The 11,198-nt window shown below is 73.3% G+C and carries 6 protein-coding genes; 2 read left to right on the top strand and 4 right to left on the bottom strand.

Features of this window, described 5'->3' with window-relative positions; all coding sequences use genetic code 11:
* Positions 1-706: 706 nt before the first annotated feature.
* Positions 707-1,309 carry a MarR family winged helix-turn-helix transcriptional regulator gene (locus A3IG_RS0124975; RefSeq protein WP_018386325.1) on the bottom strand — a complete coding sequence of 201 codons (603 nt, stop codon included), beginning with the start codon at positions 1,307-1,309 and terminating at the stop codon, positions 707-709.
* Between the two features lie 124 nt (positions 1,310-1,433).
* Here A3IG_RS0124975 and A3IG_RS0124970 point away from each other — a divergent pair, with 124 nt between their 5' ends.
* Positions 1,434-2,717 carry an MFS transporter gene (locus tag A3IG_RS0124970; protein ID WP_040912281.1) on the top strand — a complete coding sequence of 428 codons (1,284 nt, stop codon included), beginning with the start codon at positions 1,434-1,436 and terminating at the stop codon, positions 2,715-2,717.
* Positions 2,718-2,758: 41 nt separating this feature from the next.
* On the opposite strand, the gene A3IG_RS0124965 is transcribed toward A3IG_RS0124970, so the two are convergent.
* Both A3IG_RS0124965 and A3IG_RS31200 read right to left on the bottom strand, forming a co-directional pair.
* A complete protein-coding gene (locus A3IG_RS0124965; RefSeq protein ID WP_026220633.1) occupies positions 2,759-4,606 on the bottom strand; it encodes an ATP-binding SpoIIE family protein phosphatase in 1,848 nt (615 codons plus the stop codon).
* A 127-nt stretch (positions 4,607-4,733) separates the two neighbouring features.
* Positions 4,734-6,128: an NAD(P)/FAD-dependent oxidoreductase gene (locus tag A3IG_RS31200; RefSeq protein ID WP_018386322.1), complete on the bottom strand. Its 1,395-nt coding sequence runs from the start codon at positions 6,126-6,128 to the stop codon at positions 4,734-4,736.
* 370 nt (positions 6,129-6,498) lie between these two features.
* On the opposite strand from A3IG_RS31200, the gene A3IG_RS31195 reads away from it, so the two are divergent.
* On the top strand, positions 6,499-7,293 hold the full coding sequence (locus A3IG_RS31195; RefSeq protein ID WP_078500914.1) for a TetR/AcrR family transcriptional regulator: 795 nt from the start codon (positions 6,499-6,501) through the stop codon (positions 7,291-7,293).
* 225 nt (positions 7,294-7,518) lie between these two features.
* Here the strand turns inward: A3IG_RS31195 and A3IG_RS34840 are convergent, their stop codons facing one another.
* Positions 7,519-11,007, bottom strand: a complete 3,489-nt coding sequence (locus A3IG_RS34840) for an ATP-binding protein (protein ID WP_018386320.1) — start codon at positions 11,005-11,007, stop codon at positions 7,519-7,521.
* Positions 11,008-11,198 lie beyond the last annotated feature (191 nt).

The raw sequence follows: 11,198 nt of genomic DNA, 5'->3' as shown, positions 1-11,198 counted from the left end.
CATCGGCGGCAGGCCAGGCCTCGGAGGTCACATACGCGGCAGAGCGGCGGTCCGTCACCGGGAAAAATCGGCGACCACCACCAGCGTCCCTGCATATGTTGTTTCAAAGGAACCACCCGACAGGCAGCCCCAGCCCACACAACGCGGGCCAGAACCCACCCATCCGGGGGTATCAACTAATCTGGCGTTGATTTTTGGTACGCTGTTGAGTTCTCAAGGAACGAACGCTTCCTTCAAGACCCTTTCACCGGTCTCTCCGGGCGCTTTCCGTTCGGTGATCCAGACTCTATCAGAAGATTTCCCGACCTGAGTCCTTCTCGTTTTGCTCTTGCCTTCCCGAGTGGTTTCCCGCTCGTTCCGACGTGTGAGACTTTAGCGGATCCTCGTCGCTCGGTCTAATCGATCGGGATTCACCGCGGCATTCCGAATTCATGGCGCAAGAAGATGCAGCAGACGAACAGGCGCGTCGAATGACACGTCAGTCATCTGCTGACTTCTCACAGTGAGTTTCGGAATCGCTGCCCGGGGACCGTCCGCGGTGAACACCGCGTCCGTTGCTCACGCCGAGGCAACTCGGTGAACAGTACGCATCGGGTTCGGCGATGTCAAGGAACGGCTGGGCCGTTCTGCGTAGCTTCCATGGGGCTGGTGACCGTCGGACGCGTCGGACCCGCGCGGGCGGCGCGGGGCGGGTTGCGACAGGCTCCTAGCCGGAGGTCGTCCCCTCGGACTGGTCGTCCTGGTCGAGGTCGACGAGCCGGCCCCCCGCGTCGGGCTGGTCGCTCTCCACCCGGACGAGCATCCGGGTGAGGATGCCTGCCAGGGTGCCGCGCTCGTCTCCTCCGAGGTCCTGGAGGACATCGGCCTCGAAGGTGGCCGCCATGCGCATCGCGTCGAGCCACTTGGTGCGGCCCTCGCCGGTCAGCTCGATGTTGACCCGGACGCGGTTGGTCTCGTCCCGGGCCCGGGTGACCAGGCCGTCGCCCACCATGCGGTCAACCCGGTGGGTCATCGCCGCGGGGGTCAGGCCCAGCCTCTTGGCGAGGTCTCCGGGGCCGAGGCGGTACGGCTTGCCGGCCAGGACCAGGGCCTTGAGCACCTCCCACTCGGCGTTGGTGATGCCCAGCGCGGCGAGCTGGCGGCTGTAGGCCACGTGCATCCGGCGGTTCAGGCGGGACAGCGCCGACACGATCGTCTCGACCTGGGGATCCACCTCCGGAAACTCGCGCTGGTAGATGGCGACCTGTTCGTCGATGGCTGGTTCCGCCGGCAGGGCCGGACCTGCCGCGTCCCCGGAGGTTGAGGTCATGGCGCGAGTATGCCATGGAACGCGTTCGCCCTTAAGTCTTTGGTCATGTAGTGTTTAGCATCGAACTTTAGGGTCTAACTGTTTAGCTTGATCATTTGAGTGGAAGGACGGGTCGGTGACCGGCATGCGGGGGGCGCTGCGTCGAGTGCAGCTCGGCAACGCGTTGGGGGCGTTCGGGAACGGGTTCACCGTCCCCTTCCTGTTCGTCTACGTGGCCCAGGTCCGGGGCATTGGGGCTGGGGTGGCCGGGGCGGTGTTCTCGGCCTTCGCCGTGTCCGCCCTGGGGGTGCTGCCCTTCGTCGGGCGGGTGATCGACCGCCGGGGACCCCGGCCGGTGCTGATCTGCGGCTCGGTGGCCGCGGCGCTCGGCGCGGCGGCCTTCGGTGTGGCGACCACCGTCTGGCTGGTGATGGCCGCGGCGGTGCTGATCGGGGCCGGTATGGCAGTGATCCAGCCGGCGCTCGCCACGCTCATCGTGTGGTGCTCCACCAGCACCACGCGTTCGCGGGCGTTCGCCACCCAGTTCTTCCTCAACAACCTGGGCATGGGCGTCGGCGGCCTGCTGGGGGGGTTGATCGTGGACACCTCCCGCCCCGTGACCTTCACCGTGTTGTTCGGCATCGACGCGGCGATGTTCCTCGTGCTCGGCGCGGTCGCCGGCACCGGGCGGCTGCCGAGGGGCCCGCGGTTGGCCGCTCCCCCGCCGACGGGAGCCGACGACGGCGGGTGGCGGACGCTGCTGCGGGACCGGGCCATGGTGCGGGTGGCGGTGCTGGGCGCCGTCCTGTTCTTCACCTGCTACGGGCAGTTCGAGTCGGGTCTTGCCGCGTTCGCCACCGAGGTCACCCGGATCTCCCCAGCCACGTTGGGCCTGGCGCTGGCCGCGAACACGGCCGTCATCGTGCTGGCCCAGTTCCTGGTGCTGCGTCCGGTGGAACGCGCGCGGCGCAGCCGGGTGATCGCCGTGGTCGGGGTGATCTGGGCGGTGGCCTGGCTGGTCGCCGGTGCTTCGGGCCTCGCGCACGGGCACCACGCGGTGGCGACGACGGCGCTGATCGGCACCTATGCGTTGTTCGGCCTGGGTGAGGCGCTGCTCTCGCCGACGATGGGGCCCCTGGTCGCCGAGCTCGCGCCGGCATCCATGCTGGGTCGGTACAACGCGGCCTTCTCGCTGGTGAAGCAGGTGGCGCTGGCCGTGGGGCCGGCGGTCGGCGGGATACTGGCGGGAGCGGGGCTGTTCGGGCCCTACATCGTGGGTCTCGCCGGGTGCTCCGTGCTGATCACGGTGCTGGCGCTGCGGCTCGGCCACCGGCTCACGCCCCGGCAGGACAACGCGGTGCCCGCGCGGCAACCGGTGGCCACGGGCCTGGGGCACGAGCAGGTGCCGTCAGCGACCGTGCCCGCGTGAGGGGGCGCCCCGCCACCGGGTGCGGTGGCGGGGCGCCGCGGTCAGCGGGGCGGCAGGGCGAACTCGCACCACACGGCCTTGCCGCCGTCCGGGGTGCGGCGGGAACCCCAGTTGGAGGCGATGGTCGCGACGATCGAGATGCCGCGGCCCTTCTCGTCGCCCGGGTCGGCGCGGACCCGTCTTGGCAGGTGCTCGTCACCATCGGTGACCTCGATGATCAGTCGCCGGTCGGTGCGGCGCAGGCGCAGGCGCATCGGCGGGACGCCGTGCTGGAGGGAGTTGGCGACCAGTTCACTTGCCGCCAGCACGCCGAGCTCGCGCAGGTCGTCGGCGAACCGCCAGCTCGCGAGCACGCCGGAGGCGAAGGCACGGGCGCGTGGCGCCGCCTCCACTCCGCCGAGCAGGTCGAGCGACGCGTTGCGGAAGACCTCGGCGTCGGCGCCCTCGTGCTCGGGGAGCTGTAGGACCAGCACGGCGACGTCGTCGTCGTGGTCCGAGGTGATGCCCAACGCGCGCAGCAGCCGGCCGCAGACGACCTGCGGGGGGCCGGTGGCTCCGGCGAGTGCGTCGGTCAGGGCGGTCAGGCCGTCGTCGATGTCCTGGCCGCGGCGCTCGACCAGGCCGTCGGTGTAGAGGACCGCGGTGGCGCCCGGGCCCAGGGCGATCGACCCCGAGCTGTGTTGCCAGCCTCCGGCGCCCAGGGGCGGCCCGGAGTCCTCCTGGCTGCGGCGGACGGTGCCGTCCGCGTCCCTGATGAGGATCGGCAGGTGTCCGGCGGAGGCGTAGACGAGCCGCGACTCGTTCGGGTCGTGGACGGCGTAGACGCAGGTGGCGATCTGGTTGGCGTCGATCTCGGCGGCCAGGCCGTCGAGGAGCTGGAGGACCTCGTGCGGCGGCAGGTCCAGCCGGGCGTAGGCGCGGACCGCGGTGCGGAGCTGGCCCATCACGGCGGCGGCGCGGACGCCGCGTCCCATGACGTCCCCGATGACCAGGGCGGTGCGGCCGGCTCCCAGGGTGATCACGTCGTACCAGTCACCACCGACCGCGGCGTCCGCCCCGCCGGGTTGGTAGGTGGCGGCCACGCGCAGGTCGTCGGGCTGTTCCAGCTCCTGGGGCAACAGGCTCCGTTGGAGGGTGACCGCGGCCTCCCGGTGCTGGCGCTCGCTGTCCCGCAGCCGTTCGGCGGCCTGCACCTGGTCGGTGACGTCGGCGCCGAAGACCAGCACCCCCCGGACGTCGGAGGGGGCGGTGGCGGACCGGCGGCGGAAGCGCCGGCTCGGGCGGGCGGTCCCGCCCGGCAGGTCGGCCAGTGCGTCGCGGTCGAGGGCGGTCAGCCGAAGGGAGACGTCCTCGGGGACGGCCTCCGCGGGGTGCTGGCCCGGGCGGATCGGGGTGCAGACGAAACTGAAGTAGCCGTGGCGGCGGGTGGTGCCGCGGTCCTTGGGGTCCCTGTTGCGGGCCGGCCGGTCGTGGGGGTCGGCGGGGCGCGGCTCCGCGTAGGTGACCCGCCGGGCCTTGACGGTGCGGGGCCGGCCGCTGCGGTAGACCTGGTCCATCAGGGGCAGCAGGCCGAGCTCGTCGAGTTCCGGCAGGGCGTCACGGGCCGGGGCGCCGTGGCCGCGGGGACCGAAGACCTCGGCGTAGGCCCCGTTGACGTAGCCGACGCGGTGGTCCGGGCCGGAGGTGACCGCGATCAGGGCCGGAACCTGGCCCAGCACGTCCTGGACCGAGACCCCGTCACTGGCCTGCCGTGTCGCCGCGCGCTCGCTCCGGGCCGTGGGTACGCCACCGGGCGGCGCCGCTGTCGCTGCCCGCTGGTCGGTGCGGGACGTCGAGGTGCTGCGCCGCTGTGTTCCAGGGAGCCGGGCGCTCCAACGCGTGAGGTTCAAACGTCCGATTCCTCGCGATTGTCACTCTTTGCAGGTACGGGTTCGCGCATGGTCACGTACTCAGTGTGGCCGATCAACCCGACCCGGAGCGCCACTGGGGGTCCCCGGCGGGGCGTCGGGGCGGGGATCACGGTTCGGTTCTTCCCATGGGTGGTTGGTCTCCTCGGGGTGACGCGTTTCCGGGTCTCGGGGTGCTGCCCGGGGGGAGGACGCCCGCGGCCGCCTCGAACCCCGCCCTGGGGTGTTCGAGCGAGCCCAGCGACACGATCTCGCGTTTGAACAGGCCGGCGAGCGTCCATTCGGCCATGATGCGGGCCTTGCGGTTGACCGTCGGCACCCGGCTCAGGTGGTACGTCCGGTGGGTGAACCAGGCCGGCCATCCGGTGAAGGTGCGGCCGTGGACGTGCGCGACGCCCTTGTGCAGCCCCAGCGACGCGACGGACCCGACGTGCGCGTGCCGGTACTCCTTCGGCGGGGCGCCCCGCAGCTCGGCGACGATGTTGTCGGCGAGCACCCTGGCCTGGCGCACGGCGTGCTGGGCGTTGGGGGCGCAGTCCTGGCCCGGGCGGGTGAGGTCGGGCACCGCGGCGGCGTCGCCCGCTGCCCAGACCCGCTCGGTGCCCTGGACCTTCAGGGTCGGGCTGGAGCACAGCCGGCCCCGCTCGTCCAGGGGCAGCCCGGTGTCGGCGAGCACCGGGTGGGGCCTGACCCCGGCGGTCCACACCAGGGTGCGGCTGGCGAGGCGTGCGCCGTCGTCGAGGGCCACGGTGCGGTCCAGGCACGACTCCAGGCGGGTTCCCAGGCGGACGTCGACGCCCCGCCGCCGCAGCTCGCGCACGGCGTACCGGCTGAGCTCGGGGTCCACCTCGGGCAGCAGCCGGTCGCTGGCCTCGACCAGCACCCAGCGCATGTCGTCGCGGTCGACGTTGTGGTAGTACCGCGAGGCGTGACGCGCCATGTCCTCGAGTTCCGCGAGTGCCTCCACCCCGGCGAAGCCCCCGCCGACGAAGACGAAGGTCAGGGCGGCGGCGCGGACCTCGGCGTCCCGGGTGGAGGAGGCGATGTCCATCTGTTCGAGCACGTGGTTCCGCAGTCCTATCGCCTCCTCGACCGTGGTGAAGCCGATGCCGTGCTCGGCGAGCCCGGGGACGGGAAGGGTGCGGGAGACCGAGCCGGGGGCGAGCACCAGCGCGTCGTACGCCAGCTCGACGGGCCCGACGCCGTCCTCCGCGCCGGCCAGGGTGGAGACGGTGGCCAACCGTTTGGTCGGGTCGATGCTCCGCACCTCACCGATGATCAGCTCGCACCGGGACAGCACCCGCCGCAACGGCACCACCACGTGCCGCGGGGAGAGCACGCCGGCCGCTGCCTCGGGCAGGAACGGCTGGTAGGTCATGTACGGCTGCGGCTCGACCACCACCACGTCCGCCTCGCCACGCCTCAGCTTGCGCTGGAGACGCAGCGCGGTGAACATGCCGACGCAGCCGCCGCCGACGATGAGGATGCGGGCAGGGGCATTCACTGTTCCATAACGCCCTGCCGGGCGGAAGTTTGTCTACAGGTCGCGCGGAACTGTGGATGGCCGTGCCCCGCGACCCACCCCCCGCGGCCCGTCACGACGCCACGGCTGAGCAGGTCAACACCCGTGCTGCGCCAGGCCGGTGCCCACGGCGTCCCGTTCGCCGAGGGGCACGCGCACCTCGGGGGACGACCAGTGACACGCCCGGGAACGGCTCCTCACCGGGCCCGTCCCTCCCCTACGCATATGACTCGCCCTCTTCTTTCCCGTCCGGTCCTGAACTATGTTCGTACCCCGATCGGCGCGCGCCCGGGCACGCGCCGGCAATCGGGGTGGGGAGTCTCCGGGGGGAGACTGCATTTTCGGGGGCAGTATGCGTATTTCGGACCCTCAATGGCAGACAGCAGTGGTGGCAGCTGCTTCGGTCGCGGGTGGTGCGCAGGGGGGCGGGCGATCGACGCCGCTCCGGGTGGACGCACAACGCAATCTGGAGCACGTTCTGCGTGCCGCGCGAGAGGTCTTCGGCGAGCTCGGTTACGGCGCGCCGATGGAGGATGTGGCGCGAAGAGCAAGGGTCGGCGTGGGCACGGTGTACCGCCGTTTCCCCAGCAAGGACGTCCTGGTCCGGCGAATAGCGGAGGAGGAGACCGCGCGGCTGACCGAGCAGGCCCGCACCGCGCTCGTGCAGGAGGAGGACCCCTGGGCCGCGTTGACCAGGTTCCTGCGGTGCGCGGTGGGCTCCGGAGCCGGCCGGTTGCTGCCGCCGCAGGTGCTGCGGGTCAGCGCGGCCCCACGGGGCGGGGCGCAGGCCGGCGCGGCCGGTCTGATGCCGCAGCAGCGGCAGGAGCCGCCCAGCGTGGAACTCTCCTCGTCCACCGGGCCGCTGGAGGAGGGGGACAGTGCCGCGGAACTGCTGTCCGCGGTCGGGGAGATGGTCGAACGGGCCCGATCACTGGGCCAGTTGCGGCCGGACGTGAGCGTGGCCGACGTGCTGCTGGTGATCGCGACGGCGGCGCCCTCGCTGCCCGATCCGCAGCAGCAGGCCGAAGCCTCGGCGCGGGTCCTGGAGATCCTGCTGGACGGGTTGCGGTCGCGGCTCGACCAGCCGGTGTCCGGGCCACTGCTGCCCCCGCCCGTGGGCTCCGCGGAACCGACCCGCTTCGAGTGACGGGCCCGGCCAGCTAACGGGCGGCGGTCGGGACGTGATCCCCCCCTCGCCCGGGCGGCCACGCCGCTTCGGCCTACCGGGAGGTGACCGCTCCGGAGACCCTCCGGTCCGTGCGGCCCGACAGGGCCCAGGCCCGGTCCCGGACGCGGGCGCCTCGGTCTGCGCCGGGCGGCACCGCCGCGCCCAGCGGCGAGCCCGGGGTCAGACCGTGGCGGTGGCGGCCTCTCAGCGGGAGGAGTCCTCGGCGGCCGTCGTCGCTGCGCCGCACGTCGGGGACGGTGTGTCGCCGACGTGCGCGAGCAGGGCCGTCGCGCCCTGCCGGTCGAGACGCGAGCCCTCGGCGAACGCCTCCGCGTACCCTTGTTCGCCGAGCACGGCGACGGCGGCCCGGTGCACCGTCCCGGTGTCCGTCGCCTCCGGCACGGAACGCGGCAGACGTCCCCGCAGGGTGGTGGCCGATCCGAGCAACCGGGCCGCGGTGCCCGCGCGGCCGAGCTCCACGCAGGCCAGCGCCGCCCACTCGAGCAGTGAGGCCACCAGGCGTTCGTCGCACTCCTGCACGACGGCGGTCCTGACAGCCACCAGGGAGTCGGCCAGGGCCCGACGCGGCTGCCCCTCGGCAACCAGGATCCGTGCGGACAGACCGTGCACCATCGCCTGGAACATCGGCGGCGGGCTTCCCTTCCCGGCGTCCCGCCGGGCCAGGTCGAAGCAGTCCCGCGCCCCGGCCACGTCGTCGCGGTGCAGCAGGATGACGGCGAGCAGGCAGCGGGCGTACAGCCGGGCGTCCCACACCCGGGACTCCTCCCCCTCGCGGTCGGCCCGCCGGGCCAACGCCTCCGCCGCGGCCAGGTCCCCGGCGCGGTAGTGCACCTCGGCGAGCCGGGTCGTCAGGAAGGGGTGCTCCCGGTGCAGCGCGCCCAGCTCGCCGCTGAGCCGCAGGGCCCGGTGGAGACAGGCGCGGGCCGCGGGGTAGTCGCCACGCGCCGCGTGGATGTCGGCCTGGGCCGCGGCGAGATGGGTCTGTGCCCAACGGTCCCCTGTGGCCTCGATCAGCGTCCCGGCCTCCGCGAGCGCCCTTTCCGCGCCGGCGAGCCCGGCGTGCTCGTCGGTGAGGATCAGGGCGTGCGTCATCAACGCCATGGCCAGCTCCCACCGCCCGCCGTACTGCCGGCAGTTGCGCACGCAACGCTCGGCGAAGCCGGAGATGTCGGGACGCTCGGGCAACAGGAAGCCGACGAACGGCCAGATGATCCCCGGCAACGCGGCGGAGTGCGGCCCCTGCTGGTCGTAGACGTCGATGACCTGTCGGACCAGCGCTTCGGTGCGCGGTCCGCGCCACCGGTGCTCGGGCCAGGAGTCCGCCATCACGTACAGCAGGTAGAGCCGGCTGCCGAGACGGGGCAGGAACCGCGGGTCGTCGGGGTCGCCGCGAACCGGGCCCAGCGCCAGGGGGTCAAGCGCCGGACAGGACAGGGGTTCGCGGGTCGCCGTCGGGCCAGGGGAGGCCCGGTCGTCCGCGGGCTCCCCCTCCCCGACGGTGCCCGGGTCCGAAAGAGGGCTCCCGGCCGGTTCGGCGAGCGACGCCGCCTGGAGGAGCCAGTCGGCGCACTCGTCGTGGTAGTTCCGCAGCGTCCAGAACCACATCATGGACGCGCTGATCCGCAGTGCCGTGTCCTCGTCCCGGGCCCGCAGGCACCGGCGCAGCGCCGCCCGGACGTTGTCGTGCTCGGCCTCCAGGCGGGCCATCCAGCGCATCTGTCCGGCGCCCCGCAACTGTGGGTCTGCGGTACGGGCCAGCCAGGCGAAGTGGGTGGTGTGACGGCGGACGGTCGCCGCCCGCTCGTCGGGGTGCTCGGCCGCCCGGTCCGAGGCGTACTCGCTGATGGTCTCGAGCATCCGGTAGCGGACCCCGTCCTCGGTGACCTCCCGGGGCTGCTCCGCCACCAGCAGCGACCTGTCCACCAGGGCGCCCAGCAGGTGCAGCACCCGGTCCCGGGGTATCTCCCCGCCCGCACACACCGCCTCGGCGCCGCCGAGGGTCCAGCCGCCGGCGAAGACCGACAGGCGGCGCAGCAGGGTGCGCTCGGCCGGAGTGAGCAGCTCCCAGCTCCAGTCCACCACGGCACGCAGGGTCTGTTGGCGGGGCAGGGCGGTGCGACTGCCCACGGTCAGCAACCGGAACCGGTCGTCCAGCCGGTCGGCGATCTGGCGCGGGGTCAGCAGTCGCAGCCGGGCGGCGGCGAGTTCGATGGCCAGGGGGAGGCCGTCCAGGCGGCGGCATATCTCGGCGACCGCGGCGGGGTCCTGCCCCGGGTCGAAGCCGGGGCACACGGCGGTGGCCCGCTCGGTCAGCAGGCGTTCCGCGGTGGGCTGGGGCAACGGCTCGACGGGGCGGACCAGTTCTCCCGGGACGCCGAGCGGCTCGCGGCTCGTGGCCAGGACGGTGACCCCGGGACAGGCGGCGAGCAGGGCCTCGCTGAGCCTGGCCACCGCGCTGACCAGGTGCTCGCAGTTGTCCATGACGAGCAGCAGGCGTTGGTGGGCGCAGTGCTCGACGAGCCGGGCTGTGGGGTCGGAGGCGTCCTGGGACCTGCGGTCGGGGCGGGTGGTGGAGTACACCGCGGTGGACCGGGCGCCCAGGGCGTTGAGCACTGCGTCCGGCACCGCGGTGGCGTGGTCGAGCGGGGCGAGTTCGGCGACCCAGGTGCCGTCCGGGTAGTGGGGGTGCAGGGCGCGGGCCAGTTCCTCGGAGAGCCGGGTCTTGCCCGAGCCACCCGGCCCGGTGAGGGTGACCAGACGGGCGCGCAGGAGTTCGTCGGGGAGTTGGGCGAGTTCCTCCTCCCGGCCGACGAAGCTGGTCAGTCGGTCCCGCAGGTTGCCTCGGCGGGCGGGCGTCGGGGCGGCCGGCTGTGGGGCCACGGGGAACGCCGGCGCCGGCGGACCCGTGGGGTTCGTCGGGCCGCCGGTCGCGGGTGGGGGCGGGGACGGCGCTGAGCCGGTCAGCAGTTCCCGGTGCAGCGCCCGCAGCGCCGGTCCCGGGTCGGCGCCGAGCCGGTCGGCGAGCTCGCGGCGGGTGTCCTCGTAGGTGGTCAGCGCGTCGGCGTCCCGGCCGGCGGCACGGAGCGCCCGGATGAGCGCCACCCGGAAGGGTTCGTGCAGGGGGTGCTCGGCGGTCAGTTCCCGCAGCTCGGGGATGACCTCCAGGTGGCGGCCGAGGGCCAGGGCCGCTTCGGCCCTGCGTTCCAGCGCGATCAGCCGCAGCGCCTCAGGACGGGCGGCGGCGGCGTCCCGTCCCGGCAGGTCGGCCAGCGCAGGACCGCGCCACAGCGCCAGCGCGTCGTCCAGCAGGCGCAGCGCCTCGCCGGGGTGACCGGCGGACAGCTCGGCGCCGGCACGTCCGGTGAGCTGTTCGAAGACGTGCAGATCGACGTCCTCGGGCCCGGCGCACAGGCGGTAGCTGCCGGGCCCGGAGGAGATGGCCTCCCGGCCGAGGGCCCGGCGCAGCCGGGAGACCAGGGCCTGTAGCGCGTTCCCCGCGTCCTGCGGGGGGCGGGTGCCCCAGACCACGTCCACCAGCACCTCCACCGGGACCGCGCGGCCGGGTCGCAGGGCGAGCGCCGCCAGCAGCGCACGCAGCCGTGCCCCGCCGAGGGGCACCGCGTCGCCGTGGGAGTCCCGCGCCCGTGTCGTGCCCAGGATCAGATACCGCACCGCACCATTGTGCTGTTCCGTGCGGAAGTTGCAGGTCGGTGGGTCGTGCACGGGGTGGGCCAGGGCTGCTTGGGCGGTCGGTGCGTAAGCGCTGGCAGGTGGGCGTCCCCCGGTGCGGTGGGGTCGCCCGTCCTGACGCCCGGCTGCGGGCGGCCGGCCCGGGGCGGGGTTACGGCCGGGAGCACGGCGGA

Origin of the sequence: Wenjunlia vitaminophila DSM 41686 (assembly GCF_000380165.1) — a bacterium.
Taxonomy (GTDB): Bacteria; Actinomycetota; Actinomycetes; order Streptomycetales; family Streptomycetaceae; genus Wenjunlia; species Wenjunlia vitaminophila.
This window is presented reverse-complemented; position numbering and strand designations above follow the sequence as displayed.